Source organism: Bradyrhizobium sp. P3_C3, assembly GCF_056402655.1.
Genome location: NZ_JBFUGY010000008.1, coordinates 154,108 through 179,906 on the forward strand (window position 1 = coordinate 154,108; position 25,799 = coordinate 179,906).

The window sequence follows — 25,799 nt, forward strand, 5'->3', positions numbered from 1 at the left end:
TTGCGGTGACAGTGCTGCGCAAGCGCAATGCCAGGAAAACGCAGCCACCCTCTCCCCCGCTTTCGCAACCTCCGAAGAGGCGCTCGGCGGATGCGAAAGGCGTTCGCCCACGCACCGCGGATCGTCCGGATCGCGCTCAGCGTAACAGTCTTGCTTGCGGCCCTCGCCCTCCTCGACATCGCCTATCAAATCATCCGCAAACCAACCGAGCTCTTCGCCTTCGTCGGCCACTCCCTCGACAAGGACCCCGCCGAGATCTGCCGCCAATACGGCCCCCTCTTCCGCACCTATTCCACCGCGACGATCACGCCCGAATTGCTGGCCGCGCTGGCGCAGGTCGAGAGTTCAGGCAATCCGGTGGCGCGCACCTATTGGCGCTGGCGATGGAGTTTTAATCCGCTCGCGATCTACAAGCCCGCCTCCAGCGCCGTCGGCCTCTACCAGATGACCGATCCGGCCCTCAGCGACGCCGCACGGTTCTGTATCCGCGGCAACGCGGTCACGGAGACCGGCTGCGGGTCGACCTTCCTCTAAAGCCGCGCGATCCCGAGCCACGCCATCGAGCTGGCATCGGTGTATCTGGACCGCAATGTGGCTGACGTTCTCGCCCGCGCGGGCGATGTGAAGGCAAGCCGCGAGCAGAAGCAGGATCTGGCCGCCTTCATCCATCTCTGCGGCGCAGGTCCCGCCACAGCCTACGCGCGCCGCAAGTTTCAGATGATCGCCGGCGAGCGATGCGGCGACCACCTCGTCGCAAGCTATATCTCTGGGGTCAATGCGATGAAGCGGCAATTTCAGCGCCTGGCGGCGGATGGCGGCGGTTAGCTTATGGTTGCGAAACCCATCGTGCCATGACGGCAATTGATGGGTTTCGCTTCGCTCAGAGACCTCACGGCTCATCATTCGCCGGCGCGTTGCGGCGTGCTTGCCTTGCGGCTTGTCTTGCGTCTTTTCTGGCAACCCAGTGCGCGCGAAATCGCTTCGCGGCATGAAACGCCCGCGGCGCCACGACCTGAAACGCCATGGAGGCAACGCCGGCGACAAATCCCTTCACCACGTCAAAAGCGAAATCGGGTCCAAAATACTCCCACATGACCCTGCATCCTTCTCCGCGAAGGCACCGCCGGGCAGTCGTGGGCTGACATGAAAAATGGAAAGGCCCCGTCCGTCACCGGCGGGGCCTCAAGAAAAATCCCTGCACGCGCCGTTGCGCGCACGCGAAAATCTCTCGGTTCACCCGCTCATGGTGGACACGATGAAAGAGCTGCAAAGCATGGCCGTGCGATTGAAAGCGCCCATAGCGATCATCCCGAAATTGCCAAATGCCGACCCGCACCCTGCGCCTCGCCGAGCAGCGCACGAGGGTCTGGTGTCGGCGCCATAGAAGCAGACCCGAGGGCTGCCGTCTGTGTGCCATTTCACAACGACCGGAAGACTTTTATAAGGCATGATGAGCAAGCGTAGCCCGCAGGAAGGACCGCCATGAACGGCAATCGCTACTACGGGGTTCGGGTCGAGGGCGCCAAATACGGCGTGGGTTTTGGCTCCGCACTCGCCATCGCAATCTCCTACACCAACAATCATTCGATCCTGTGGGCGATCATCCACGGCATCTTGGGCTGGCTCTACGTGGTCTATGTCGCCCTGTTCCGGTGACGACGAACGCGCGAGGATCGATCTCGCCAACGACGAGATCGATGACGCGGATCGGGCGAGCATGGTCTCGCGCGCAGGACGGTCAAGACCCGGCAGGATGGCCTTACCGGTGCCCGGCAAAATCTCACCACATGGCCGCCACGCAAGCGACAACCCACAATCGCGATTTCAGCGCAAACGCGACGGAGGCTTGCGGCTTCAGCGATATTCAGGAGTTATTTGCAATGTTGAGTGCGGGCGAAAATAAGACAACGGGAAAATCCGGCCGGCGCGGCGCGAAGAAGAAGGCCGGGCAACGGACCAGGGCCGGCGAGCAACACGCAACTGCGGCCCATCAATTGCCGGATGCCTCGGCGGAGATCAGCCAAGAGAACAAGCAAGAGAGCACCCAAGAGAGCAGGCAAGAGGCCGAGCAAGAGATAAGGCAAGAGGCCGAGCAAGAGATAAGGCAAGAGACGAGCCGAGAGATCAGTGCTCAGGTACCCTCGGCTGCAGCCTTGCCAGGCGAGGCTTCCGGGATGGAGATCGCTGCAAGCGCGCCCGTCGCACCGGTGGAACCCTCCCAGGCCAGCCCGCAGGCGATTGCCGATGCCTATAGCGACTACACGAGGACGTCGCTTGAGCACGCCTGGACCTTCCTGGGAAAGCTCGCGGCGGCGCGCTCACCCGTCGAGGCCTTTGAGCTTCAGATGGACTACGCGAAACAGGTGTGCGGATCGTTGATCGCCGAATCCCAGAAGATCGCCGAGTTGCATGGACAATTGACCAGACAAAGGGTCATGCATTTTGAGGGGTTCGTGGCCAAGCTCACCCAGACGACGCTCGAAATCCGCGCGACACGTCACTAACGACAACTGCGTATTCCGACGCCGGGGGGAGCGAGCGTAGCCCGGATGCAGCGAAGCGAAATCCGGGACCAGTGTGCCTTGTGGCATCATCCCGGATGTCGCGGAGCCTGTCATCGGGCGGCGCTTCGCGCCGACCCGTTGGCTCATCCGGGCGACTTGCTGCGGTCTCGGCATTGGCTAGCCGGTTGTCTTGGCCCGCTGCACTTCGTGCGGGTGACGACGATCGCCACGCCGGTTTGACTTGCGAACGTAGGTGACGAGTGCCTCGGGGTTCTCGAGCTTGATCTTCAGCGCCGCGACCAATGCGTCCTCGGCTTCGATCGTGAGCACCTTGGCACGCACCCCGAGCTTCAACCCGACAGTATATGACGTCATGGCAGACTCCACGGGTCCAGGCTTCCACCGTACCTCAATCGGCGTCTCTTCGGAACAGCCCTGCTCAACACATCCCCTTTCGCCGCCGAGCAAAACCGGATCACGACCGCTCTACCAGGATCGGTGAACCGAGCTCTTCGAAATGAAAGAGCTGAAAGACCCGCTGGCCGTTGAAGTCGAGCACTCTCAAATCATCGGTCTCGTGCAGATTGCTTTCGACCGCGTGAAAGTGCCCGCCGTAGCGCTCTCTGGCGAGCGACAAGGGAACCTCGAACGCGACGAACTTGCCGATGCCTTTTTGCCTGAGCACCCCAAGGAGCTTCTGGTCGTCCAGGGACTGGTGCGAGGTGAGAATGAGCAGCGGACCGCTCGCCGTGAGCAGCAGAAGCGATTTCATTGGATCCTCCTTTGCGCCCCTCCCTACCTGATCTTCGCCAGGACTCCTTCAGGCGCTCCAGCTCCGTACGAACCTGCGCCTCCATGGCGTCTTGCAATGCGAGTATGCCCCTGCTGGACAATTCTGCGGAGGCCTTTCTGTCCAAATTCTGCTTCCAATCCCGGATGGCTTGCTTGGTGGCCTTTTGGGCCTCCGAACGTCGTCTTAACGTACTCCTTCATGCAGACGTCGGCCATTGAGCATGTCTGGCACTCCCGGGCCGCGGCCGGACCTGAAAGAAGCAGGGCGAGTGTCGCGGTAGAGACCCTCATGGCGCTTCCTCCCGCGATAGCACAGCACGTCGCAGGGATGCCCCGGGGAGCAGCGCCCGGCTGCTTCAGCAACCGTAGCCCGCCATAATTTCTCCTTCGCACGCGCGTTGTGTTGGACAACGGTGAGGCCTATCCTTCCGACGTTCGGACTGCCGCACTCCCATTGACGCCCGACTGGATGGAGCGCGCATCGGTGCCTGAAGCGAACGACCCCAAGCCTGATACCGACAAGCCTGAGGCCCAAAAGCCTGAGGCCGCCAAGCCGGACGAGGCGCGCGCCGATGGCGGGCTGGCGCGGGCCTATCACCAGATCAAGAGCGCAGAGCAAGACCTTGCGCGGCTGGACCGGCTGGTTTCCGGAATGGAACGCGGCAACGAAGCCCCGCGGACCTCGCAGGCCAGCGCCGGAGCGAAGGCAGCCGAGGGTCCCAAGGACAAGGTGCCGGCACCGGTTAGCAAGGTGGGCAATCAAGGCCTGAAGGGAGATCGGACCATGCTGCGTGCCCTGGTTGGCCTCGTGTTGGCGATCGGCCTTCTCGGCGCCGCCTTCGCTTCGCAATATCGCGATGAGGCCAAGTCGATGACCAGGTCCATCATGGCGCGATGGGCTCCGCCGGCCGCGAGCGAACCCGCGCGAGCGTCCGTGGTCGAAAGTCCGGCGCAACCGCCGGCCGTGCAACTGGCTGCCGCGGATGGGCCCAGTCCGGTGCCCGCGCCGCCGCTCGGCAAGGAAACGGAAAGCGCTCCAAGAACTGACGCTCCAAGAGCTGAGGCTCCAAAACCTGACGCTGCAAGACCTGACGCGCCAAGAACCGGCGCCACGGCGCCTGATCCGTCATCGTCCGATCTCGCGCAATCGCTCAAGACCATCACCAGCGAGCTTGCGAGCATCAACGGAAAGCTCGAGCAACTGAAAAGCCGCAACGAGCAGACGCTGCGCGAGCAGGCCGACACCATTCAACAGCTCAAGGCGGCGCAGGAGAAGGATGCCGCGGACAATGCGCGCCTCGCCGCACAGGTCCAGGCGCTGCAAACGCAACTGACGACGTCAGCCGCGCCTGCACCCGCGAAACCGGTCGTGCGGAGCGCGACGAGCAACGAGACGGCTGCGCCTGCACGGCCGCACGTGCAAGCGGCGGCACCCCGGCGGCCCAGGCCACCGCCGCCGCGAGGACGCTGGATGCCCCCGCCCTATATGGCCGACCCCTACGATCCGGATTGGTAAGCCGTCAGCGTTCTCGGCCAAGAGGCTTGGTGCCAAGAGCCTTGGTGCCAAGACCGTTGGTGCCAAGAACCTTGGTGCTATGCTGGGCGGTGATCGGCCGGCAGGCCCTCGGCCAGATCTGTGCGACGTCACGACGGGCCTCGGCATGAAGGAGCAAGCCCATGACCAGGCACCTTTCACGCGCCCTGTTGACCCCAATGATGCTTCTGTTTGCAGTCTGCGCGGCCAGCGCCGCAGACGGCTGCGGCACCGGTTGCCACGCCACCGTTTCCGGCGCGTGCGTGGTCGATGGCTGGGCAACGGGTGCGCGGGTCTGGAATCAATGTCCGGCCACGTCGCGTGCGCGTCCGCCTTGCGGCGGTTCAGATTACGTCTGGGACTCTCGCAAACGGGCTTGTTTCCCGTCGACGCGCGATTGGCTTTGAAGCCCAGCCCGCAGGATGGGGGCGCGCGAGCGCTCAGCCCATCCTGCGAACGACGCTCTACGCCCGCCTCACCGTACCTCGCACACCGACACCTTGGCTTCGATCCCGGTCGGCTCGAGCTCTTCCGTCGCAAGCTCCTCGCTGCAGTACTCGCCGACCGAGACGTCCTTCATCCTGCGCTTGACCTGCTCGCACGTCTTGCGGACGTCTTCCGTGAAGAGCGCGCATTCCTCGATGCGTTTGAAGATCTTCCGCCCCTCGTCGCGATACCCCGCTGCCGTCTCGCGCATGAAGGCGATCGCATCATGGACCTGGGCTGTCAGCGCCTCGCATTTTCGCGCGGCATCGATCAGCTCGGCGCCCATGGCCTCGATCTCTTTCGCAGCGGACTCATAGTCACGAATGACCGCCTCTGCACTGAGCGCGCCCACGCGCGTGACCCCCTCGGTGTGCTCGACGTAATCGGGCAGCGCAATTGAAGCAATCGAGCTTCCCGTGCGCACCGATGCAATGTCCGCCTCGAGCTGGACCAAGTTTACGCCTTCACGTCTGCGCAATTGTTCGACACTTGCCATGATTGACCCTCCCAATACGCTCCCCGTACCCCAAACGGCACTGAGTGTATTACGTGGATAAGCGACCTTCTAATCAGATATGCAGTTGACAGTCGCAGCTTTGCCATTTTTGTGCAGTTGCCGCCGCGGCACGCAGCGATGATGGATGTCATCAGCGCTCAACCTCTCCTAGTCGCGGTTCGAATTGCGGCGACGGTGCCCCCAACTCTCAGAGGATCGGGACGAATCGTTGCAGTGATACCCCCACACGATCCATAGGATGGGTGGAGCGGATCGATCCCCATCAACTTCGTCAGGTGATGGATTTCGCAAAGCCTCAACTCATCCACGCGCTTCCACCAGACCCATGCCAAGGAAAAGCAAGAGCCGCCTCCCCCGCCTTCGCAGCGTCCGGCGGGGCGCCCGGTGGGTGCGAAAGAGGTTCGCGCGCGCACCGAGCGTGGTTCGGATCGCGGGTAGCGTGGCGATCCTGCTTGCGGTCGCAGCGCTTGTGAACATCGTCTATCACGTCATCCGCAAGCCGACCGAGCTGTTCGTCCTTGTCGGCAACGCGCTGGACAAGGAACCGGCCGAGAACTGGCGGCAATACGGGCCGCTGTTCCGAAGCTTTTCCACCGCGACGATCACGCCGGAATTGCTGGCGGCGCTGGCGCAGGTCGAGAGTTCGGGCAATCCGGTGGCGCGCACCTACTGGCGCTGGCGATTGAGCCTCAATCCGCTCGCGATCTACCGGCCCGCCTCCAGCGCCGTCGGCCTCTACCAGATGACCGATCCAGCCTTCGCCGACGCCGCACGGTTCTGTGTCCGCGGCAACGCGGTCACGGAGACCGGCTGCGGGTTCACTGGCCTCTATAGCCGCGCGATCCCGAGCCACGCCATCGAGCTTGCATCGGTGTACCTGGACCGCAACGTGGCTGACGTTCTCGCCCGCGCGGGCGATGTGAAGGCAAGCCGCGAGCAGAAGCAGGATCTGGCCGCCTTCATCCATCTCTGCGGCGCCGGTCCCGCCACAGCCTACGCGCGCCGCAAGTTTCAGATGATCGCCGACGAACGCTGCGGCGATCACTCGGTTGCAAGCTATATCGCCAGGGTCAACGCGATGAAGCGGCAGTTCCTGCGACTATCGGCGGATGACCCGTAGGGTGGGTTTGCCTGCAGCGCGAAGCGCAGTGCACCGGCCTAGACATTCATTGTCGCGAGGGCGCGCGCTTCAGCGGGCTGGCCGGCGCTTTGAGGCGCGTTGATATCCTTCCAACACTCATCGCTTTGATGGACTGCGAGAATGTTGATGTCGAGACCCATGAACCGGTAGCCGTTGTCGTTGAGCCATTGCTCGAGTTGCCGGTTATCCGTCTTGATTTTTTCGATCAGGAGGATCGGGCGGTACTTTTTGATTGTCTCCCGAGCACCCGCAAGGGCCTCCATCTCCATGCCCTCGATATCGATCTTGATGAAGTCGACTCGCGGCAAGTTGAGCTCGTCCAGCGTCATTTTTCGGATGAGGACGGTGTTGTTGGTGTAGTCGATCGGCTGACCGATGAATTCGTTACTCGGGCGCTGCCGCAATTCCAGGCTGCCGAAGCTGGAAGGCGCAAAATAGTTTGGATGTGGAATTTTCATCGTGCCGGATTCGGAGGAAACGGCACCATGCACCGCCAGCGCATTGAAGCAGTTGTTGATGGCAATGTTGCCCGCCAGAGCATAGTAGATCCGTTCCTGGGCTTCGATCGCAACCACCGAACCCCAGCCCGTCATCAACGAAGCCCATTCGATCGTGTGGACGCCGATATTCGCGCCACAGTCGATGGCGACCACCCCGTCACCGTGGTACCGCCGTCGTAGTGCCAGCAGTTCGAGAGCTATCTTGACCTCGACTGGATCGAAAGCAGCCGTTTCGAGGATCTGAAACCCCACGCCGTAGCCGCGGTCGGGAGCGACCATGCGATAGTCGAAGCGATTGACGATCATCGTTCCATGGTTGGACGAGGCCATGACAAAGGCCAGCTTTTGCCCTGCGATCGGCATTGCAGAATCTCCTCTAACTCGGAGATGCCACTATCCCAACGCGTGCTTATGCGAGGCTTGCCGCGAAGAAGGCGCAACCAGTGTCTTGCCAGCCGCGAAGATCGTGCGTTTTCGCAAAGGCTCAACCCGTCCCTATATGCGGGTGCTTTCCGCCGCGCGCTTGCGCCCTACCTGATCTTCGCCAGGCACTCCTTCAGCCGCTCCAGCTCCGAACGAACCTGCGCTTCCATCGCGTCCTGCAATGCGAGTATGCCTCTGCTGGACAATTCGGCGGAGGCCTTTCGGTCCAGATTCTGCTTCCAGTCCCGGATTGCTTGCTTCGTGGCCCTTTGGGCCTCCGACGTCGCCTTGAGGTACTCCTTCATGCAGGCGTCGGCCATTGAGCATGTCTGGCACTCCTGGGCGGCGGCCGGGCTTGAAAGAAGCAGGGCGAGTATCGCGGTAGGGACTCTCATGCTGATTCCTCCCGCCCAGGAGCATAGCACGTCTCGGGGATGCCTCGAGGAGCAGCGCGCAGGATGGGTGGAGCGCCTGCGAAACCCATCGTGCCGCGACAGCTATCGATGGGCTTCGCTTCCCGTCTATTCCGCTCCGCGTCCGTCGGCGGCCTTTACCACCAGTACGGCCACCGCCATCCCTCATAGCGGACCCATGACGACACATAGGGCGGGCCGTTCGGATCGACCCGGTCGTCTTCAGGGCGATAACGATATCGTGGAACAATGTAGTAATCCCACGGCGTCGGCCTGAGCACGGGCGCCGTGACGATAAGCCTCTGCTGTGGTTCGCGAACCACTTGGGCCTTCCGCGTCCGGGCCTCAGCGCCCGATATCCCGAGGTTGCACAGCACCAGGGCCGTTCCGAGCGCACACGCGGCGGTGATGATCTTCATGCGTTGGTCTCCTTCCCTGGAAGAGTGCAAAAGGACGCAAGGCAAGGCAAGCTAAATTCGCTCGCGCTACGTGCGCGCGCGGCGCAGAGCCTCCTCGAGCTTTTTCCTTTGCTTGTCCCAACGGCCCTGCTCGGCCTCGGCGCGTTCGTCGAGCGCGGCACGCTCGGCTTCGATCGCCTCCGCCTTCACGTCGTGCTCCCGCCTCGCCTTGTCCAGCGCCGCCTGGGCTGCGGCAACCTCCTTGTCGCGGCGCGCGCGCTCCTTGGCGCGGGCGGCCTCTTCCTTGCGTCGCTCGGCGTCTCGCCGCCGCTCTTCCTTCTCGAACGCCGCGGCGGCTTTGCGCGCGTCTTGATCGTCAATCTTGCGTGACTGTTTTGTTACGCCCTTGGCCGGACGCTGCTTCGACTCGGATTTGGACTCGGGCTTGGACTTGGAGTTGGGTTTGGGTTTTCGCTTGGCCTCATCGTCGGCGAGATCGGTCGGCAGCGCGGCGCTCTCGGTGAACGGGCCGCCGGAGCCGACCGGGCGCCGGAGCACGACGCCCGGGCTCGCCATGGTCGCCGCGACGATGTCGGGGTCGTCGGTCTCCTTCGCGGCGCCCTGATGGAAGAGGTTGGAGCTCGCGCCCCAGGCCTCCAGCGCCGCCTTCATCGAGGGTGCGGCGACCGCCTGGTCGTAGAAGCCGAGCGAGGTCTGGTAGGTCTTCAGTTTTCTCTTCAGGTCTTTCGGCATGTCGCACCGCGGCCCGGCGAAGCACCTCTCCCTCGCACCGGCGCCACCATGCCATAGTGCCCCTGTTTTGCCCGACGAGTCAAATTTTATTCGGGATCACCGAAATTGATCCGAGGCAAGCAACGACCGGAATTGCCGACGGAGCAGCACAATATTCGGTCCCGCAGCCCCCTGAAATCACGCGAGTTTTCTACGGTGCATGGGGTTGTTTTCGACATTTTTGTTGGCGGACAGCTCCGCGAGGTGTCTCCCTACGCCGCGTCGACGTCCTCAGGCGCCGGACCTGCCACGAGCCCGTCGAGGCCGACCATCAGCAAATCGGCAATGTGCATCAGCTGGTAGAGCGGAATGTCGGCCTCGCCATTCTCGGCCAGCGCCAGAAAGGCGGGCGTGACGCCGATGCGCTCGGCGAGCTGGACTTCGGTGTAGCCGCGGGTCTCGCGCGCCGCTCTGACGCGCGCACCGATCCCGAGCCGGTGCCGGGACTGCTCGTCCGCGGTCATCATGACGGCCTGTTCGTCCGGGCTCGCATAACCGTCGGCGAACGCGGTGCCGATCAGTCTCCCCTTGCGCCAGGCGACGCGGCAGTCCTTGCGCAGTCCGCTGCTGAAGACCAGCGTGAACTGCTCGGCGACCCATAGCGACGAGTTGAGCTGCAGGCGGGCGCCGGTGCCGGAGACATCGCGGATCGTGCAGGGCACGCTGATGAGGCTGCCGGTGCCGTTGTCGAACTCGACAATCCCGGTTCGCAACGTCTGATGTCTGGCGGCGGCACGATGCTCGCTCATGACCTGGACTCCCAAAGCTTGCGGCAGCGTCGAACGGCGTAGCCGACGCATCCGTATGATCAGGACATGGATACCGCGGAATTTTTCCCGAACTCCTAAGGCTCCGGCACTTCAACCGGGACCGGACGCCATGGTAAAGGATTTGCTCCCAATCCATCTTTTCCGGCGGAATGCGCGCGGCGCGCCCGTGAGAGCGTTTTCGAGCGAAGTGGATACCGGTTCGCGTAAAGAAAAACGCGCCAAAACAAAAACCTGGAGCCTTTCCCGTTCCGATTCCATCGGAACGGGAAAGGCTCTAGGGGGTGACGAGGCAAGCAATGACCGAATCGATGAAATGCCCGAACTGCCAGTCCGAGCACGCCTATCAGGACCGCGATCTCTGGGTCTGTCCGGAGTGCGCCCATGAATGGCGCGCTGAGGGCGATGCGGCCACTCCGGTCGCGCAGGAGGCCGGCGTGCGCGATRCGCATGGCAATGCGCTCGCCGATGGCGACAGCGTCATCGTGATGAAGGACCTCAAGGTCAAGGGGTCGTCGTCGGTCGTCAAGGGCGGCACCAAGGTCAGGAACATCCGCCTCCAGGACGCCACCGACGGCCACAACATCGCCTGCAAGATCGACGGCATCGGCGCGATGAATTTGAAATCGGAGTTCGTGAAGAAAGCCTGAGCCGCCCGCGTCCCCTCGAGCTATTCCTCCAGCAGCGCGTCATACCCCTTCGCGCTGAACGCGAGCAGACAAAACCCGTGCCCGAACGGATCGGCCAGCATCGCGATCCGTCCATACGGCGCATCGCGCGCGGGCGCCTCGAGGATCGCACCGGCGGCAAGTGCGCGCGCGACGGCGGCATCGACGTCATCGACGACGACGTCGATATGCAGCGGCGTCCAGTGCCGCTCGTAGCGGCGGCGGTCGCTGCCCGCGCCCGGCGTGCCGGCCTGCTTGGTCAGAAGATACACCGGCGCCGGCCAGCCGAGCAGCTCGACGAAGTCGGTGCCGAAGCGGCGGCCGACCGTGAGGCCGAAGGCGGCGGTGTAGAAGGTGGTCGCTTGCGCTGCGTCGGGAACGTCGATGTTGAGCAGGATGGTCATGACGGGCAGCGTAACCCGGACGGAGTGGACGCATAATCCGGAATGTTGCCGCACCTTTCGGTCCCGGACTTCGGTTCCGCTCCAGGCTAGTCGATCACCGCTGCCGCTGCGCCAGATAGAACCCGCACAGCACCGTGACCAGGCCCGCCACCTGCAACATCGTCGGCGGCTCGCCGAGCAGCAGCCAGCCGACCAGGAGCGTCAGCGCCGGCACGCAGGCCGGGATCACGGCGGCGCGGGCGACGCCGAGGCGCTGAACCGAGACGGCGAACAGATAAAGCGCGGCGGGGCCGGCGAGCACGCCCTGCGCCAGCGCCTGAATGGCATTCTCGGTCACACCGATCGCCGCGACATGGGCGAGACCGACGGTGGCGAGATAGATCGGCAACAGCAGCAGCGACAGCACGTTGATGACGAGCGCGGCCGACACGGCGGAGACGCGCCAGTGCCGCAGCAGCGCGCCAAAACCGGCGAACATGAATCCGGTGAGCACGAAGGTCAGATCGCCGACCACGCCGTCGGCTCCGATATGGCCGATCGATTCCGCGCCGATCACGCAGAGGCCGCCGACGATAACCAGGGCGCCGGCAAGGCGCGACGCGGAGATGTGCTCCTTCAGCACGACCGCCGCGAGCAGGAGGCCGCCGAGCGTCGCGCAGGAAGGCTGGATGACGCTGCCGTGGCCGAGCGGCACGAACAGGAATCCGGTGTAGGAGATCAGCGACATCACGGGACCGCCGAGCACCATCAGCACAAGGCCCCTGCCCCAACCGATGCCGCAGAGATCACCGATGCCGGCGCGTGCGACCAGCGGCAGGAACGCGATGCCCGACCAGACATAGCGATGCACGAGCAGATCGACCGGGGTGAAACCGACCTTGAGCCCGTGCCGCGTGCCGGCAAAGCCCAGCGCCCAGAACAGCGCAGCCGACAGGCCGCAGACGACGCCGAGTAACGCCGGCGCCGCATCGTTCTTCTGAATGAGAGCGTCAGCGCCGCTCGTTCGCTGATCCATGGGCAAGCCTTATGTCAGTGCGTGAGCCGCCTCAACCCACGCCGTTGCAGGTCTGGCACGCAGCGTAGCCCAACCGTCATGCCTCCTCGCCGAACACCATCCGCCATCCCTTGCGCGTGTCCATGTATTCCCGCACTTCGCGAATACGGTCCCCGGCCACCGTGAACACGAAGCAATAGTCGTTCTCGTAGGGCTTGCCGCCCGCAAGCGTGGCACGCATCCGCTCCTCCACGATCACGACATCGCCGTCGGCGTAGACGCCGCGGAAGGCGATATCGATCTCGGAAAACATCCTGTGCATCTCCTGCGCGATGAAGCGCGCGATCGCTTGCGCGCCCACCATGTAATCGGTGTGATCGAGCGCGACGGCGGTGGCGTTGCCCTTCGGCGCGATCCATTCTGCATCGTCGGTGAACAGTGCGGCGATGCGGCCGGCATCGCGCGACGAAAAGGTCTTCCAGGCGTTGAGGACGATGTCTTTCGGGCTGGTCACGGCGCGCTCCAGAACTGGCATTGAGGGGGCTTGCATCGAGGGCCGCCTTCTAGGCCGCCATGCGCGTTGCGGCTCGCCACAATCGGACTCGGTCATCCCGCGGCCCTTCCGCCCGCGCGGGCATGCGCTATCATCCGGCTATGCTGAGTTTTGACGATTGCAACGCCGCGCGCCTGCGCAGGGATCCCCGCTATGACGGCCGCTTCTTCACGGCGGTGAAGACCACGGGCATCTATTGCCGCCCGGTCTGTCCGGCCAAGCAGCCGCTGACGCGCAACGTCGTCTATTACCCGACGGCAGCCGCGGCCGAAGCCTCGGGGTTCCGGCCCTGCCTGCGCTGCCGCCCTGAAACCGCGCCGTTCTGCCCGGCCTGGAACGGCACGCGTTCGACGGTCGCACGCGCGGTGAAGCTGATCAACGAGGGCGCGCTCGATGAAGATTCGGTGGTGACGCTCGCGATGCGGCTCGGCATCTCCTCGCGTCACCTGGCGCGCTTGTTCGAACGTCATGTCGGCGCGACGCCGCAGCAGCTTGCCAAGACGCTGCGCGTCCAGCGCGCAAAACGCCTGCTCGATGGCGGCGAACACACCATGACCGACATCGCGTTTCAGGCCGGCTTCGGCAGCCTGCGGAGATACAACGCCGCGTTCGCCGAGCTCTATGGAAGATCGCCGTCCAATCTGCGCTCATCGAAACATGCGTAGCCCGAATCGAGCTGCGCAAGTTCGCTCAGAAAAATCCGGGGCTGAGATCGAGCCCATAGGTCAGGCTCAGCACGAACACGAACAGCGCGGCGGCTGCGAACAATGCAAGATGCCTGAGAATAAACGCGCGCGGCGAGGTGGTGGCAATAACTGCTTTTTGCGCAACGGGCATGACGGCTCCATTATGAAAACGGTTTTTGGCCGCCACTAAGCGGCGCCCGCATCAGGCGCCGCGATCTGCAAAGCAACTATTAAAGAGATCACACGCGTCTTGAACGGCCGTCCACAATCGGCGCGCGACGGCGATTTTTCTTGCCGCAGCTTTCTCAACCCGCGCACGGCCGCGCCAGAACGTGGCTCGCGTCTCAAAAATAAGACCGCGCTCCGGAAAGGGAACGCGGTCCATGCAGGCTCGGGAGGAGACGAGCCTGTTTCATGTCTTCAAGCGATTGAGATCAGCGGGCCGTGCCCGTCGTGACGTCCGCGGTCTTGACCTTGCGCGGCGTCAGCACGCGGGCCTGGTGGACCGAAGCGACCGTGGTCGGCACGGTTGCCTGCTGCTCGACATGCGCTGCACCGAGCACGCGCACCTGCAGGGGGGAGACCGGGAAACCGTTGGCCTCATAGGTCGGCAGCTCGGCGGCGAAGGCCGCAGTGCTGCCCGCGATCGTCAGGATGGCGGCGGCGATCGACAGAGTCTTCTTGTTCATTGGTGATGCTCCTGAGTGGAAGGTTCGGAGCACATTTAAGCGCGTTTTGCTGCATTGCGACATGCTATGTTGCATTGCAATAGCGCGCCCACTGCATGGCAATATGTGCAATGCGCACAAGCGCTTGGTCGAAGCCCCGCCGGACGCGACATGACACTTTTATGGGCGGCGGTCAGCCACCGAGCACATGCCCCCGCGTCCACGCGGCTTATTTCAACGCCGTCGCCAGCGATTGCAGCTTTGCGACGAGATTGGTGCCGAGCGCATAGATGATCTCGATGATCGCCAACGCGATACCGGCTGCAATCAGACCGTATTCGATCGCGGTGGCGCCGGATTCATCGGCGGCAAATTCGGTCAGCAGGCATTTCAATTTCACAACTCGCATCCTTCCAACTCTACCGCACGTTGCCGGCACGGGAGAGATACCAAGCCGCAATCCAAGATTGAGTAAATTCAATCCCTTCAATTTGATGACAATGAATGGCTGCCGCTTTTCAGCCACTTGCCGCCCTAAACCGCAGGGAACTCGCGTTGCACCTCGGCAACACCCGCCCGAAAAGCCCCATTTCGCCCATTTGCGCCATTGCGCCGCCACACCATCCTCCGAACAATCGACGCGTCGCGTGCATGGCTATGCAAGATTGGTTCGAACAGAACCGTTTGGAGGCAGGGATCATGAATGATCGGCGGTCTCTTCTGGTGGCGGTCTCGTGCCCCTCGGCCGTTCTCGCCGGCTGGCTGGCGCTCTCCCTGTCCGCCTACGCTCCGGCCCTCATCGAGAAAAGCAGTGCCAATGCTTCCGCCGCGTCGCGCGCGAAAGATCTTGGCCGGCTCGAGCTCGCCGACGTCCCGCATGCTGCGGCCATCGAGGATGGCATCGCCCTGACCGCCGATATCGCAGCCGCTGTCGCTGCGACGCCGAATCCGGATCCGGCCCCCGAGGCCGCGACAGCCGAGATGCCCGCCGCCGTCATCAAGCTCGCCTCGGCCGATCCGGCGCTGATCTTGCCGGCGGAAGCGCCGCCGGCGCTACAGATTTCGCCTGAACCGGCGCCCGTCCTCAGCGAGGCTGCGCCGGCGGAATCCGCACCCGCACCGGAGCCCGTCATCAAGCTCGCATCCGCCGATCCCACCGAGATTGTGACGACGGATGCGCTGTCGCCCGCGGCGATCGCGACCGGCCCAGCGCCCGCCGCGAGCAAGCCGTCGCCGCCGGCCGACACCGTCGCCGTGCTCGATGAGTGCTTTGTCATGGACGCCTGCATCGACCGCTATCTGTGGACGCTCTATCAGCGCACCGCGAAGGAGGATTCGATCAAGGTCGAGGACCGCCGCCCCGTCACCATCAAGCGCAGGGGCAAGATGGTCACGGTGATGCGCAGCTTCACAAAGCTGGTCGATCAGGATTTTGGCTGGAAGGATCCGAAAGCGGCCGAGCGCGCCAGCATGCCGATGATGGACTACGTCATCGGCGGCATGGACAAGAGCTTCAAGCGAAAGCTGTTTCGCATGCTGCTCGCAGCCGAGTCCGCCGGCCTGTCGCCGGGCATCACCAGCGCGTTCCGCGACGACTACCGCCAGTCGATCGCGAGCGGCCTGAAGGCCGCTTCCGACCGCTCCTATCATGGCGGCAGCACGCGCGGTGGCTACGGCCACGGCATGGCGGCCGACATCGTCAGCACCCAGGGCAACAACCGCGCGCAGCGCTGGGTCTCGACCGAAATCCTGTGGAAGTGGGTCGACGCCAACGGCAAGGCATTCGGCATTGGCCGGCCCTATCTCGGCCGCGATCCGCCGCATGTCGGCCCGGTCGACGGCCAGGAATACATCTCGAAGCGTGGCACGGGAGACCGCAAGGAAGCGACCAACGTGAGGTCCAAGAAGGTGATGCGGGCCGCGGCCCACGCAAAGCTGCGAAAGACACACGCCGCGCGCGAGCAGAAGAGTTTGGCCAAGCCGCAGAAGTCGGCGCAATCGGCCGGCAAGCGCGCGACCTGACCCTGTTACGGCTTCCGCCCGAGGATCGGCAGCGGTACGAGGCGCATCTCGGCGGTGCCTGCGTCTTGCGTGCGCACCAGCACCGCAAAGATGGTTTCGACCGCAAGCCGCACTGCCGCCTGCATCGCCTTGCCCTTGGCCAGATGCGCCGCAATCAGGCCGGCAAGGAGATCGCCGGTGCCTGAGGGGCGGATCGGCAACCGCGGCGTCGCAAAGCGCGACAGCTGGCCGTCGGCGCACAGGATCGTCTCCACCTGCCCTTCTGCCGTGTCAGCGAGCGTGCAGCCGGTTGCGACGACATCGATGCGACGCTGCCCCGCCAGCGCCGCGCAGGCCGTGCGCAGGCTCTGCGTGTCCGCGATCGTGACGCCCGACAGCAGCTCGAGCTCGAACTGGTTCGGCGTGGTCAGGTTGGCGGCCGGCAGCAGCCGGTGCTGCACCACGTCCAGAATGCCGTCGGCAACATAGACGCGGCCGTCATCGCCGATCACGGGATCGCAGAGATAGACCAGCTTCGAATTCCGCGTCAGCGCCCGCTCGACGAAGTCGGCGATCACAGCCGCGTTGCCCGGCGAGCCGAGATAGCCGGTGACCAGCACCGCGGCCTCGTCGACGAGGTCGCGCTCCTCGACGCCTTTCAGGAGATCGGCGACGAGCTCGGTCTCCAGCACCCGCCCGCGCAACGTCGGATAACGCGGATGGTTCGACAGCAGCGTCGTCGGCACCGCCGCGACGTTCACGCCCTCCGCTTGCATGGCATAGGCGGCCGCGCTGTTGCCGACATGGCCGTGGACCACCTGGCTTTGAATGGAGATGACGAGCATTGAGAGGTCCGTAAGATCAAATGCTGAGCGAAGCAAGCGTAGCAGGAACGGCTGGCGTAGCCCGGATGGAGCGAAGCGCAATCCGGGGTTCTCAGATCGCGGCATGAATCCCGGATTACGCTGCGCTCCATCCGGGCTACAAGTTTAGAGCATCTCATACCCCAGCCCCGGCCGCAGCGCCCGCATCTTCCGCGCCAGCCGCCGGTGCCCCGTCTCCTCCGACCGCGCCAACCGGTCGGCGATCGCGACATGGTCCGCATCGCTCTTGTGCTGATTGAGCTTGGCCTGCCCCTCGACGGTGTCGACCACGAGATCGACGACCCGGATCGCAGCCAGCATGCTCTCGCGCTTGCCCGGCTCCATTTGCGCGAGGTCCCAGGGCTGCTTCGGCAACCGCGCCTCGGACACCGCAAGCAGCGCATCGCCATGCCCGCGGTTCTCGTCCAGTTCGCGCAGATGCGCCACGCCCGACAGGTGCACGGCCTCGTAGAGCCAGGTCGAGACATTGTCGCGCGAAGAGTACCAGTCGTTGGAGATGTAGGCGTCGTCGCCGGCAACGATCAGCAGGAAGCGCCGCGTGCCGTCTGCGAGCGACACGAGCGGATTCTTGGCGGTGAAATGGATCTGCACGATCACCTGCCCGTTGCGCTCGACCAGCACGAACGGCACATGCGAGGCGCGCGGACCGTGCTCGTCCGCCGCGACGATCATGCCGAAGCCACGCTGCCCCGCAAATTCCAGCGCCCACTGCTCCTCGATGCGAAACTGGGGACGAAGCAGATGCATGGCGCGGCGCTCGATGGCTCGAATAGGGAACGGCGAGCGAAGGCTAACCCATGACCCTGCAAAATCTGAAGAATAATCGGCCCGCAAACGCCGATATCAGCAATGCCTCAGCGCCGCGCCAGCGTCGCAAGATAGGCGCAGAACATGTCGGCCATGGCATCGGCATAGGCTGCGATCTCCGTCTCGCTCCGCGTCTCTTCCGAAAAACTCTTGCCGACGTCGCTCAGCGTCGCCGTGATGAGCTCGCCGGCGAGGATACGCGTCGCATCCGAGGCTTTCGGTAGCGCCTCCCGCATGAACGCGGCGACGATCCCCTCGCCGGCTGCCCGGGCGTCCTGCGCTTCGGGCGCGTCGCGATACAGCGGTGCAGCGTCACTGAGCGCGACGCGGATCGCGGCCTCCTCGCACTCGGAACGAATGAAGGCGTGGACCAGCGCACGCAGCCGCGCCGGTGGCGGCTTCTCCGGATCCGCGAGGATCCCGCGCAAAAGCTCGCTCGTGCGCCGCCACTCGTCGCTCTGAAGGCGGAACAGGATCGCCGCCTTGTTCGGAAAATATTGGTAGAGCGATCCGACGCTCACACCGGCCCGCTCCGCGACCCGTGCCGTGGTGAAACGCTGCGCCCCTTCCTTTGCCAGGACCTGAACAGCGGCATCCAGAATCGCGGCCACCAGCCCGCTCGATCGGGCCTGTTGCGGCTGTTTTCGTGAGGAAATTGAACGGCTTCGACGGTCGGCCATGGCGTGCTCGAGCAATGCGAATAGGAAACGCGACGAATTAGTCGTATTTCAATCCCTGCGCAAGCACGCGCTTCTTCGCGAACTCCGGAGACACCAAATGACCACCCCGACCATCACAACGCTTGCGCCGCTGCTGGATCGCCTGTTTGACGAGGCCGACACAACCAGGGGCGCAACGCATGCCGCCGTCGCCGATTTGTCCGACGCCGACCGCGCGCGGATGATGCGGAGCAAGACCGACTACCGCGACCTCTACGGACGCTTGAAGGACGCACCGCTCGCGGTCTCTCGCGAGACGGGTCACCTGCTCTACATGCTGGCGCGCAGTTCGCGCGCCAAGGCGATCGTCGAGTTCGGCACCTCGTTCGGCATCTCGACCCTGCACCTTGCCGCAGGCTTGCGCGACAATGGCGGCGGCCGCCTCATCACCAGCGAGTTCGAGCCGTCCAAGGCGGCACGGGCACGGGACAATCTTTCGGCCGGCGGGCTGATCGATCTCGTCGAAATCCGCGAGGGCGACGCGCTGAAGACGCTCAGCGCCGATCTGCCCGACACGATCGACCTCGTGCTGCTCGACGGCGCCAAGGCGCTCTACCCGGAGATCCTGGATCTGGTCGAAGGCCATCTCAAGCCGGGCGCGATCATCGTCGCCGACAATGCCGACGACAGCCCCGACTATCTCGCGCGCGTACGCAGGCCCGCAAGCGGCTACATGTCCACGCCCTTCGCCGAAGACGTCGAGCTCTCCGTGCGGATCAGCTAGCGCTGCATAAAATGGGCACTCTGGGCCGTCGTGCGATCTGTCGCGCGGCGGCTTCGTCTCCTCGGCGAAACAGCCAAAACTCCGGCAAACCGCCGCCAACAGGCTCCGCCCTGTCGCAGGCTCGTCACTCACACGTGATACCTTCACCCGCCAAAAGCCATGTTCCGCGTGCTAAACATACCTACCGCGCGGTATCTTTCGCGCCCCATTCCGAGCCGGCCATGACCTCCGCCTTCAATGCCTACGCAGCGCTTGCCCTCGCCATCGTCTTCGAGGTGACCGCGTCCGCCTTCCTGCAGCAGTCCGCGCAGTTCACGCGGCCATGGCCGACGCTGGCCATGGTGCTGTTCTACGTCGCCTCCTTCTACGCGCTGTCGGTGGCGATCCGGGTCATTCCGCTCAGCATCGCCTACGCGATCTGGGGCGGCGTCGGCATTATTCTGACCGCGACCGTCTCCTTCGTGCTGTTCCGCCAGATGCTGGACGCCGCGGCCTTCGTCGGCATCGGGCTGATCGTGTCAGGGGTCGTGGTCATCAACTTGTTCTCGCAGACGACGGCGCGTTGATGCCGGCCAGCGCCTACACCCGCGCCAAGCAGCCCGAGCAGGTCCGGCGCGCCCTGCTCGACCATGCCGCGGCGATCGCCATGGATCACGGCGTATCGGGGATCACGGTGCAGGCGGTGGCGGCGGCGGCCGGCGTCACCAAGGGCGGGCTGTTCCATCATTTCGGCAGCAAGCAGGCGCTGATCGAGGGCCTGTTCGCCGATCTCCTCGGCCGCGTCGATGCCGAGATCGACGCCGCTATCGAAGCCGACCCGAAGCCGCGCGGCAGCTTTACGCGGGCCTATGTCAATGCGGTCTTCACCGGCAAGGCCTTCGGCTTTGCGACGCCCTGGGCGGCGCTGAGCATGGTCGTGGTCACAGATCCGTCCCTGCGCCGGCTCTGGAACGACTGGATGAAGGCGCGCCTGAAGCGTCACCGTACGACCGACGCGGCGCCCGAACTCCACGTCGTGCGCCTCGCCGCCGACGGCGCCTGGCTGTCCTGCATCACGACGGGACAGACGCGCATGGGCGCGGAGTTGCGTGCCGTGCACGACCGCCTGATCGCACAGACCTATCGGCGCGGATAACCGGAACGACAGCTATTGGCTCTGCACTGCCTTGGGCGGACGCGGCGCGGATTTGGCCGGCTTTGCACCGGACTTGGCCGCCGCGCGCGGCGGCGGTTCGTCGACGGACACCAGATAGGCGGCGAGCGCCTTGGCGGAGTCGGCGCTGGTTACGTAATGGTCCTTCAGGAACCAGGCGAGCGTCAGGCTGAAGCGCCCTTTCGCCAATCCCCGCGGGCTGCGATGGCAGGTCGCGCAGCCGTCCGCGAAGAGCTTTGCGGCCGGCTTGCCGGCATCGAGATTTTGCGCGGACGCGACCGTCACCGTCAGCGCCGCGGCTGCGAGAGTCACCAGGGGCGCGATCACGTCGCGCCCCGGTCGAAACAGCGAAATCAATGTCGTCCCCTAGAGCGTTTTCGAGCGAAGTGGATTCCGGTTCGCGTAAAGAAAACGCGTCAAAAGAAGAATCGGCCCCGTCGCGCGGTCACGCCGCCGATAGCTGATCGAATTCGGGCGGAGTGTAGGCTTTGCCGTCCGGGTCGGTGATGACGACCTTCCATCCCTCGCTCGCCCATACTTTTGCCTTCGCCACGATGAGCAACCGGCTCTCGCGGGCAAAACTGCACTTCTCATTGTCGCGTTCTGCGACCATTTTATAGGCCAATGCGCATCCCCTTGCGTCGCTCTGCACCCGCTCCCTCGTGGCAGCGGGCTTTGGCGGCAATTCGCCGGGAGCGTGGCAATTTGGTGCCATCGACGGCAGCATTGTGCCCTGGTTCCAACTGAACGACGGAGATTGATCGTGCGCAGCATCAAAAATGCGATTCTGCTTGTCGCTGGCTTGCCTGGCGTGGCGCTGCTTGCCACCGCACCTGCGCGGGCGCAGACCTACGATCCGCGCTATCCCGTCTGCATCGAGATCTACACCATCGACGGCAGCAGCATCGATTGCAGCTTCACGTCGATCGCGCAGTGCGCCGCGACTGCTTCCGGGCAGTCCGCCCAGTGCTACGCCAACCCTTATGCCCTGCGGAGCCGGCCACCGGGCCCGGGTCCATCGCCGCCGCGACGGAACCGTTAGGATATTGCGATCCGCTCAGTGGACGCGGATGATATGGGGACGGCCGAGATCGATCAGCCCCTGCACCGCCGAGAGACGGTCGTCCAACGCTGCGATGGTCAGCAGCAGGTTGTTGCGGCGCTCGTCGAGCATGCCCATCTCGGCACCGGTGAGCTTCGTGCTCGTCCGCTCCTTGTGAATACCGTCGAGGGATTTGCGCAGCCCGGCGATCAGGCTGGACAGCTGTTTGGCCTCCTTGGTCATCGACCGCTTCGCGACATTTTGGCGGCGCGTCTCCGCCTGGCTCTGTCTCATCGTCATCCTCCCGTTGCCCCGCTGCCCCGAGTGGATGCTTACAGCTTTGAGTACACATATTACGATCGATGAAATCTGCCCGCGAAGAACTTTCTTAAATTGGACAAGCCGGGAACCTGACTCGAACCAAACGGAAAGCCCGGCGCGAGGACCGGGCTTTCGTTGGCAACGCCAGGGCTGTTTGAGCGTCAGCTCGCTTGCAGCATGAACGCGTCGAAGTACGCCGCGAGCGCAGAAAAAGCGTCGATCGGAAGAACCTGCGCGACATATTGGTCGGGGCGCACCACGACGATGCAGCCAGCCCTCCGATCGATACCGCGCATGGTGAAAACGTCCTGGCCGCTCTTGAGGTCCGGACAGAACATCTTCTCGTAGTCGATCAAGCCGTGTCGCCCCTTGCGCGGCAGCAGCAGCGCCGGCATCGCCTCCACGGCGAGCGCGCGATAATCCTGCTGGAAGACGGCACGCAGGTCGATCACGCTGTCGATGTCGGCTCCAGCGGGCGTATGGCGACGGACCGGCGATTCACGGGCCTCTGCGAGAAAATAACACAGCGCGCGGATCGCCGATCCCGCGACGGCGGGATCCTCCGCGGGCGAAAACGCGTAGATGCGGAAGCGGCCATCGGCCTGCGCGGCATGGCCGAGATGGACAGGCTTGGCATCCCCGAGCCGAATAACCGGCGCGGAATGGAAGCGCGTGCCGATGACGAGGCCTTCGGCAAGATGCTGGTGTGATGTCGCGCCCGTGAGAAGCGAAGAGCGGTAATGCGTCGCCGTGCCGGCGGTGTAGCGCCCGTGCCTCACAAAGTAATCCTGCGTCTTCGCCGCGTCGGCGCCACCGGCCTTGGCGGCGGAGGCGAGAATTCCTGCCCATTCGCGATCGAAATCGATCAGCTCCTTCGCCACCGCCTGGCGCTCGGCCGAATAGGAATGCAAGAGGCCCGGTGCACACTGCCCCCGGAGGACGGCGGCGAGTTTCCAGCCGAGATTGAAAGCGTCCTGCATCGAGACGTTCATGCCCTGCCCCGCCTTCGGGCTGTGGGTATGGCAGGCATCGCCGGCGATGAAGATGCGCGGCAGGCGTGAGGCGATCCCGGTCTCCGGCACGTCGTCGAACTTGTCGGTCAGGCGCTGGCCGATCTCGTAGACCGACCACCAGGCGATCTCCTTCACATCCAGCGTGTGCGGGTTCAGGATCCGCTGCGCTTTCGCAATCACGTCATCGGCGGTGATGTTGCGATTGGCGACGCGCTCGCCGACATCGAGTTTTGCGAGCTCGACATAGAGGCGGACCATGTAGCCGCCTTCGCGCGGAATGATCAGCAGGCTGCCGTCCTTCGCCGACTGGATCAGGGCCTTGAAGCGGATGTCGGGAAAATCGGTCACCGCCAGCACGTCCATCACGCCCCAGGCGTGGTTGGCGGAATCGCCATGCAGCTCGCGGCCGATCGACTTGCGCACCGCGCTGCGCGCGCCGTCGCAGCCGACGACGTAGCGCGCCCTGATCGTCTCCACCTTCCCCTCATTGCCGGCATCGACACGTTCGAGGCGCACCGTCACGGCATGGTCGGCGGGACCCGCCGCCGGATCAACCACGAGATCGAGCAGGCGGCGGCTGTAATAGGGCTCGAGCTTGGCCGGCGATTTGCGCATGACATCGAGAAAGCCGTCATGGATGCGCGCCTGGTTGAGGATGACATGCGGGAATTCAGACAGCCCGTCCTCGACATCCTGCACACGCCCGCTGCGGACGATCGTCTCGGGCTTCCGTTCGTCCGGCTTCCAGAACGTGGTCTCGTTGACCCAATAGGCTTCCTTCAGCACGCGCGCGCTGAAGCCATAGGCGTGGAACATCTCCATGGTGCGGCAGGCGATGCCGTCGGCCTGCCCGACCAGCAAACGGCCCGGCTTCTGCTCGACGATGCAGGTCTTGATGTCGCCGAATTGCGCAAGCTGGGCCGCGAGCGTCAGGCCCGCTGGGCCGCAGCCGACGATGAGGACATCGACCTCTTCAGGCACGGCCCCGGCTGCGCCCGAAGCCTGAATGCGATCGGCGGGATCGGCGATTTCAGGATCGCCCGGCTGAAATCCATTGAGATGGAATTGCATGAGCACCTCTCCCGTCAACGTCTTCTTCGATATTGCTCAGTATGCTGACTATCAGTATACTTGTCAACGATCCGCGCCTTCCCTGCCGCAACGGAGAATTCGGTGAAAGACAACAACGACATGCCCGGGCATCTGGCGCGCCGGTTCCAGCAGATCGCGGTGGCGGTGTTTCTGGCCGAGGTCGGCGAAGCCGGCTTCGACCTCACGCCGGTGCAATACGCGGCCCTTGCGACCATCAAGGCCAATCCGGGGCTCGACCAGGTGACGCTGGCAGGATTGATCGCCTACGACCGCACCACCATCACCGGGGTCATCGACCGCCTCGTCCAGAAAGGCCTTGCCGAGCGCCGCGCCTCCAGCCGCGACCGCCGCGCCCGCGAGCTCGAAATCACCGACGAGGGCCGACGCACGCTGCGCAAGATCACTCCGGCGGTGGAGTCCGCCCAGCGCGTCATGCTGCGCGGTCTCAGCGCGAAGGAAAGTGAAGAGCTGATGCGGCTGCTGCGCAAGGCCATTGCCGCCGGCAACGAGCTCAGCCGCGCCCCGCTGCGCGAGCTGGAGGCATGAACCCCGTATTTCCATCCGTAATTGTCGCAGTGCCGCGAAACCTGGAACTAACCTTCGGCTGCTAGGGTCGGCAACATTCGGCGTTTAACGCGCGATTTACTTTGCCGCTCGGGAGTTTCGGATGTTCAGGTTCCTCATTGCGGCGACGGCCATCGCGCTCTCGGCCGGTCCTGCGCTTGCCAACGGCCATGGCGGTGGCGACCCTGCTCCGCCGAAGCCCGAGGCCACGACCGCACCGGCGAAGGTGATCCTGACCAAGCAGGGTCCCACGCTCGTCGACCTCAAGGGCATGACGCTCTACACTTACGAGCGCGACACCACCGGCAAGACGTCGAACTGCAACGGCAAGTGCACCGAGAGCTGGGTACCGTTATCCGCTACGGTCGACGCCAAGGCCATCGGCGACTTCACCGTGATCAGCCGCAACGACGGCAGCAAGATGTGGGCGTACCGCTATCGTCCGCTCTACACCTCGCCGGCCGACAAGGCGCCAGGCGATGCCAACGGCAATGCCACGACGCTGCAATGGCGCGTTGCCCGGCCTGAGAACTAGGTCTCAACCGGCACCCCTGCCCACGACGAAAGCCTCGTGAGCAGTGGAATGACCGATCGCACTGCGCTTAGCCGCGCCAGCTAGACCCTGCGTCGACCCGTGCATTCTGCCCGGGCGGCAACACCACCACCGTGGCATTCAGCTTCACCCGGTCGAACAGATCGATCACGTCCTCGTTGCGCATCCGGATGCAGCCGGACGAGATCGCCTGCCCGATATATTCCGGCTGGTTGGTGCCGTGGATACGGTAGAGCGTGTCCTTGTTGCCGAGGTAGAGATAGATGCCCCGCGCGCCCAGCGGATTGGCGGGGCCACCGGCGACGCGCGCTGGATACGGTCCGAGCCGCGCCTGGATCTCCGCTGTCGGAACCCAGTCGGGCCATTCCGCCAGACGGCCGACGCGCGCGACGCCGGAGAAGGCCATGGCTTCCTCGCCGACCGCGACGCCGTAGCGGATCGCCTTGCCTTCGGGCAGCACGAAATAGAGGTAGCGCGCATCGGTATCGACCAGGATCGTGCCCGGCTGCTCCTTGCGCGGGTAGTCGACGATATGACGGAGATATTGCTCAGGCACGTTCGCCTGCGCGTAGGGCGTGTGCGCAAGCAACTGCCGGTCGCGCGGCGTCATGCTCGCGTCCGTCGATGGAGAAAGCGTCGTCTGCATGCAGCCGGCGAGCGGAAGCATGGCCATGACGAACAATACG

General features: G+C 64.2%; 36 protein-coding genes and 1 pseudogene. 15 read left to right on the top strand and 22 right to left on the bottom strand.

Annotated elements, in window-relative coordinates; translation table 11 throughout:
* Positions 1 to 27: 27 nt before the first annotated feature.
* The 3 genes and pseudogenes from AC1DW2_RS11945 (at position 28) to AC1DW2_RS11955 (ending at position 2,504) form a co-directional block, all read left to right on the top strand.
* Positions 28 to 825 (top strand): annotated as a pseudogene (locus tag AC1DW2_RS11945) (transglycosylase SLT domain-containing protein).
* A 657-nt stretch (positions 826 to 1,482) separates the two neighbouring features.
* Positions 1,483 to 1,656, top strand: a complete 174-nt coding sequence (locus tag AC1DW2_RS11950) for a hypothetical protein (protein WP_014495615.1) — start codon at positions 1,483 to 1,485, stop codon at positions 1,654 to 1,656.
* A gap of 131 nt (positions 1,657 to 1,787) precedes the next feature.
* On the top strand, positions 1,788 to 2,504 hold the full coding sequence (locus AC1DW2_RS11955; RefSeq protein ID WP_477006104.1) for a phasin family protein: 717 nt from the start codon (positions 1,788 to 1,790) through the stop codon (positions 2,502 to 2,504).
* Positions 2,505 to 2,681: 177 nt separating this feature from the next.
* Here AC1DW2_RS11955 and AC1DW2_RS11960 read toward each other — a convergent pair whose 3' ends face one another.
* Together AC1DW2_RS11960 and AC1DW2_RS11965 are read right to left on the bottom strand one after the other, a co-directional pair.
* Entirely contained in the window at positions 2,682 to 2,879 is a 198-nt protein-coding gene (locus AC1DW2_RS11960) for a hypothetical protein (protein ID WP_014495617.1), read from the bottom strand.
* Between the two features lie 100 nt (positions 2,880 to 2,979).
* Positions 2,980 to 3,276, bottom strand: a complete 297-nt coding sequence (locus AC1DW2_RS11965) for a hypothetical protein (RefSeq protein WP_063983569.1) — start codon at positions 3,274 to 3,276, stop codon at positions 2,980 to 2,982.
* A 489-nt stretch (positions 3,277 to 3,765) separates the two neighbouring features.
* On the opposite strand from AC1DW2_RS11965, the gene AC1DW2_RS11970 reads away from it, so the two are divergent.
* Complete coding sequence (locus AC1DW2_RS11970; RefSeq protein WP_477006143.1) at positions 3,766 to 4,812, top strand: prolipoprotein diacylglyceryl transferase; 1,047 nt, start codon at positions 3,766 to 3,768, stop codon at positions 4,810 to 4,812.
* Between the two features lie 200 nt (positions 4,813 to 5,012).
* Entirely contained in the window at positions 5,013 to 5,237 is a 225-nt protein-coding gene (locus AC1DW2_RS11975) for a GCG_CRPN prefix-to-repeats domain-containing protein (protein ID WP_371498184.1), read from the top strand.
* 68 nt (positions 5,238 to 5,305) lie between these two features.
* Here the strand turns inward: AC1DW2_RS11975 and AC1DW2_RS11980 are convergent, their stop codons facing one another.
* Positions 5,306 to 5,812 carry a hypothetical protein gene (locus tag AC1DW2_RS11980; RefSeq protein ID WP_071914417.1) on the bottom strand — a complete coding sequence of 169 codons (507 nt, stop codon included), beginning with the start codon at positions 5,810 to 5,812 and terminating at the stop codon, positions 5,306 to 5,308.
* Between the two features lie 346 nt (positions 5,813 to 6,158).
* Here AC1DW2_RS11980 and AC1DW2_RS11985 point away from each other — a divergent pair, with 346 nt between their 5' ends.
* The gene (locus tag AC1DW2_RS11985; RefSeq protein WP_166096371.1) at positions 6,159 to 6,953 is read left to right on the top strand and encodes a transglycosylase SLT domain-containing protein; all 795 of its coding nucleotides are present in this window, start codon (positions 6,159 to 6,161) and stop codon (positions 6,951 to 6,953) included.
* A 38-nt stretch (positions 6,954 to 6,991) separates the two neighbouring features.
* On the opposite strand, the gene AC1DW2_RS11990 is transcribed toward AC1DW2_RS11985, so the two are convergent.
* The 5 genes from AC1DW2_RS11990 to AC1DW2_RS12010 all read right to left on the bottom strand — a co-directional run bounded on the left by AC1DW2_RS11990 (position 6,992) and on the right by AC1DW2_RS12010 (position 10,249).
* Positions 6,992 to 7,837 carry an FkbM family methyltransferase gene (locus AC1DW2_RS11990; protein ID WP_354075775.1) on the bottom strand — a complete coding sequence of 282 codons (846 nt, stop codon included), beginning with the start codon at positions 7,835 to 7,837 and terminating at the stop codon, positions 6,992 to 6,994.
* A gap of 167 nt (positions 7,838 to 8,004) precedes the next feature.
* Positions 8,005 to 8,217 carry a hypothetical protein gene (locus AC1DW2_RS11995; RefSeq protein WP_354121591.1) on the bottom strand — a complete coding sequence of 71 codons (213 nt, stop codon included), beginning with the start codon at positions 8,215 to 8,217 and terminating at the stop codon, positions 8,005 to 8,007.
* A 230-nt stretch (positions 8,218 to 8,447) separates the two neighbouring features.
* Complete coding sequence (locus AC1DW2_RS12000) at positions 8,448 to 8,729, bottom strand: hypothetical protein (RefSeq protein ID WP_071914421.1); 282 nt, start codon at positions 8,727 to 8,729, stop codon at positions 8,448 to 8,450.
* 66 nt (positions 8,730 to 8,795) lie between these two features.
* Positions 8,796 to 9,461 carry a cell envelope biogenesis protein TolA gene (locus AC1DW2_RS12005; RefSeq protein WP_354238145.1) on the bottom strand — a complete coding sequence of 222 codons (666 nt, stop codon included), beginning with the start codon at positions 9,459 to 9,461 and terminating at the stop codon, positions 8,796 to 8,798.
* A 251-nt stretch (positions 9,462 to 9,712) separates the two neighbouring features.
* Positions 9,713 to 10,249, bottom strand: a complete 537-nt coding sequence (locus AC1DW2_RS12010; RefSeq protein ID WP_354238144.1) for a helix-turn-helix domain-containing protein — start codon at positions 10,247 to 10,249, stop codon at positions 9,713 to 9,715.
* 317 nt (positions 10,250 to 10,566) lie between these two features.
* Between AC1DW2_RS12010 and AC1DW2_RS12015 the strand changes: the two genes are divergently transcribed.
* Positions 10,567 to 10,917 carry a zinc ribbon domain-containing protein YjdM gene (locus AC1DW2_RS12015; protein ID WP_477006105.1) on the top strand — a complete coding sequence of 117 codons (351 nt, stop codon included), beginning with the start codon at positions 10,567 to 10,569 and terminating at the stop codon, positions 10,915 to 10,917.
* Between the two features lie 20 nt (positions 10,918 to 10,937).
* On the opposite strand, the gene AC1DW2_RS12020 is transcribed toward AC1DW2_RS12015, so the two are convergent.
* The 3 genes from AC1DW2_RS12020 to AC1DW2_RS12030 all read right to left on the bottom strand — a co-directional run bounded on the left by AC1DW2_RS12020 (position 10,938) and on the right by AC1DW2_RS12030 (position 12,847).
* The gene (locus AC1DW2_RS12020) at positions 10,938 to 11,339 is read right to left on the bottom strand and encodes a VOC family protein (protein WP_354238142.1); all 402 of its coding nucleotides are present in this window, start codon (positions 11,337 to 11,339) and stop codon (positions 10,938 to 10,940) included.
* Between the two features lie 94 nt (positions 11,340 to 11,433).
* On the bottom strand, positions 11,434 to 12,354 hold the full coding sequence (locus tag AC1DW2_RS12025; protein ID WP_477006106.1) for a DMT family transporter: 921 nt from the start codon (positions 12,352 to 12,354) through the stop codon (positions 11,434 to 11,436).
* A 76-nt stretch (positions 12,355 to 12,430) separates the two neighbouring features.
* Positions 12,431 to 12,847, bottom strand: a complete 417-nt coding sequence (locus tag AC1DW2_RS12030) for a nuclear transport factor 2 family protein (RefSeq protein ID WP_477006107.1) — start codon at positions 12,845 to 12,847, stop codon at positions 12,431 to 12,433.
* A 140-nt stretch (positions 12,848 to 12,987) separates the two neighbouring features.
* Here AC1DW2_RS12030 and AC1DW2_RS12035 point away from each other — a divergent pair, with 140 nt between their 5' ends.
* Complete coding sequence (locus AC1DW2_RS12035) at positions 12,988 to 13,551, top strand: bifunctional transcriptional activator/DNA repair enzyme AdaA (RefSeq protein WP_477006108.1); 564 nt, start codon at positions 12,988 to 12,990, stop codon at positions 13,549 to 13,551.
* Between the two features lie 25 nt (positions 13,552 to 13,576).
* Here AC1DW2_RS12035 and AC1DW2_RS12040 read toward each other — a convergent pair whose 3' ends face one another.
* The 3 genes from AC1DW2_RS12040 to AC1DW2_RS12050 form a co-directional block, all read right to left on the bottom strand.
* Positions 13,577 to 13,723 carry a hypothetical protein gene (locus AC1DW2_RS12040; protein ID WP_167541704.1) on the bottom strand — a complete coding sequence of 49 codons (147 nt, stop codon included), beginning with the start codon at positions 13,721 to 13,723 and terminating at the stop codon, positions 13,577 to 13,579.
* Between the two features lie 283 nt (positions 13,724 to 14,006).
* Positions 14,007 to 14,261 carry a hypothetical protein gene (locus AC1DW2_RS12045; protein WP_028161188.1) on the bottom strand — a complete coding sequence of 85 codons (255 nt, stop codon included), beginning with the start codon at positions 14,259 to 14,261 and terminating at the stop codon, positions 14,007 to 14,009.
* A gap of 208 nt (positions 14,262 to 14,469) precedes the next feature.
* A complete protein-coding gene (locus tag AC1DW2_RS12050) occupies positions 14,470 to 14,634 on the bottom strand; it encodes a Flp family type IVb pilin (protein ID WP_028169565.1) in 165 nt (54 codons plus the stop codon).
* A 305-nt stretch (positions 14,635 to 14,939) separates the two neighbouring features.
* Between AC1DW2_RS12050 and AC1DW2_RS12055 the strand changes: the two genes are divergently transcribed.
* The gene (locus AC1DW2_RS12055; protein WP_477006109.1) at positions 14,940 to 16,262 is read left to right on the top strand and encodes a M15 family metallopeptidase domain-containing protein; all 1,323 of its coding nucleotides are present in this window, start codon (positions 14,940 to 14,942) and stop codon (positions 16,260 to 16,262) included.
* Positions 16,263 to 16,267: 5 nt separating this feature from the next.
* Here AC1DW2_RS12055 and pdxY read toward each other — a convergent pair whose 3' ends face one another.
* The 3 genes from pdxY to AC1DW2_RS12070 form a co-directional block, all read right to left on the bottom strand.
* A complete protein-coding gene (pdxY, locus tag AC1DW2_RS12060) occupies positions 16,268 to 17,086 on the bottom strand; it encodes a pyridoxal kinase (RefSeq protein ID WP_477006110.1) in 819 nt (272 codons plus the stop codon).
* Positions 17,087 to 17,230: 144 nt separating this feature from the next.
* A complete protein-coding gene (locus AC1DW2_RS12065; protein ID WP_477006111.1) occupies positions 17,231 to 17,872 on the bottom strand; it encodes an FMN-binding negative transcriptional regulator in 642 nt (213 codons plus the stop codon).
* A 107-nt stretch (positions 17,873 to 17,979) separates the two neighbouring features.
* Positions 17,980 to 18,612, bottom strand: coding sequence for a TetR/AcrR family transcriptional regulator (locus AC1DW2_RS12070; RefSeq protein ID WP_477006112.1), 633 nt, complete (start codon positions 18,610 to 18,612; stop codon positions 17,980 to 17,982).
* A 97-nt stretch (positions 18,613 to 18,709) separates the two neighbouring features.
* Between AC1DW2_RS12070 and AC1DW2_RS12075 the strand changes: the two genes are divergently transcribed.
* The 3 genes from AC1DW2_RS12075 (at position 18,710) to AC1DW2_RS12085 (ending at position 20,510) form a co-directional block, all read left to right on the top strand.
* On the top strand, positions 18,710 to 19,375 hold the full coding sequence (locus AC1DW2_RS12075; protein ID WP_477006113.1) for an O-methyltransferase: 666 nt from the start codon (positions 18,710 to 18,712) through the stop codon (positions 19,373 to 19,375).
* Positions 19,376 to 19,596: 221 nt separating this feature from the next.
* Positions 19,597 to 19,941, top strand: coding sequence for a DMT family transporter (locus tag AC1DW2_RS12080; RefSeq protein ID WP_477006114.1), 345 nt, complete (start codon positions 19,597 to 19,599; stop codon positions 19,939 to 19,941).
* Positions 19,941 to 20,510 (top strand): TetR/AcrR family transcriptional regulator, encoded by a 570-nt coding sequence (locus tag AC1DW2_RS12085; protein ID WP_477006115.1) that lies wholly within the window; start codon positions 19,941 to 19,943, stop codon positions 20,508 to 20,510. Before AC1DW2_RS12080 ends, AC1DW2_RS12085 begins: the two co-directional genes overlap by 1 nt.
* A gap of 12 nt (positions 20,511 to 20,522) precedes the next feature.
* Here the strand turns inward: AC1DW2_RS12085 and AC1DW2_RS12090 are convergent, their stop codons facing one another.
* Both AC1DW2_RS12090 and AC1DW2_RS12095 read right to left on the bottom strand, forming a co-directional pair.
* Complete coding sequence (locus AC1DW2_RS12090) at positions 20,523 to 20,885, bottom strand: hypothetical protein (protein ID WP_166096364.1); 363 nt, start codon at positions 20,883 to 20,885, stop codon at positions 20,523 to 20,525.
* Between the two features lie 88 nt (positions 20,886 to 20,973).
* Complete coding sequence (locus AC1DW2_RS12095) at positions 20,974 to 21,255, bottom strand: hypothetical protein (protein WP_354131240.1); 282 nt, start codon at positions 21,253 to 21,255, stop codon at positions 20,974 to 20,976.
* A gap of 36 nt (positions 21,256 to 21,291) precedes the next feature.
* On the opposite strand from AC1DW2_RS12095, the gene AC1DW2_RS12100 reads away from it, so the two are divergent.
* Complete coding sequence (locus tag AC1DW2_RS12100; RefSeq protein ID WP_247310934.1) at positions 21,292 to 21,570, top strand: DUF3551 domain-containing protein; 279 nt, start codon at positions 21,292 to 21,294, stop codon at positions 21,568 to 21,570.
* Between the two features lie 15 nt (positions 21,571 to 21,585).
* Here the strand turns inward: AC1DW2_RS12100 and AC1DW2_RS12105 are convergent, their stop codons facing one another.
* Both AC1DW2_RS12105 and AC1DW2_RS12110 read right to left on the bottom strand, forming a co-directional pair.
* Positions 21,586 to 21,813 (bottom strand): hypothetical protein, encoded by a 228-nt coding sequence (locus AC1DW2_RS12105; RefSeq protein WP_224580733.1) that lies wholly within the window; start codon positions 21,811 to 21,813, stop codon positions 21,586 to 21,588.
* A gap of 239 nt (positions 21,814 to 22,052) precedes the next feature.
* Complete coding sequence (locus AC1DW2_RS12110; protein WP_477006116.1) at positions 22,053 to 23,975, bottom strand: FAD-binding monooxygenase; 1,923 nt, start codon at positions 23,973 to 23,975, stop codon at positions 22,053 to 22,055.
* Positions 23,976 to 24,077: 102 nt separating this feature from the next.
* Between AC1DW2_RS12110 and AC1DW2_RS12115 the strand changes: the two genes are divergently transcribed.
* A complete protein-coding gene (locus AC1DW2_RS12115; RefSeq protein ID WP_071917490.1) occupies positions 24,078 to 24,542 on the top strand; it encodes a MarR family winged helix-turn-helix transcriptional regulator in 465 nt (154 codons plus the stop codon).
* Between the two features lie 121 nt (positions 24,543 to 24,663).
* A complete protein-coding gene (locus AC1DW2_RS12120) occupies positions 24,664 to 25,095 on the top strand; it encodes a COG4315 family predicted lipoprotein (RefSeq protein WP_283018712.1) in 432 nt (143 codons plus the stop codon).
* Positions 25,096 to 25,162: 67 nt separating this feature from the next.
* On the opposite strand, the gene AC1DW2_RS12125 is transcribed toward AC1DW2_RS12120, so the two are convergent.
* On the bottom strand, positions 25,163 to 25,780 hold the full coding sequence (locus AC1DW2_RS12125; RefSeq protein ID WP_166105773.1) for a L,D-transpeptidase: 618 nt from the start codon (positions 25,778 to 25,780) through the stop codon (positions 25,163 to 25,165).
* Positions 25,781 to 25,799 lie beyond the last annotated feature (19 nt).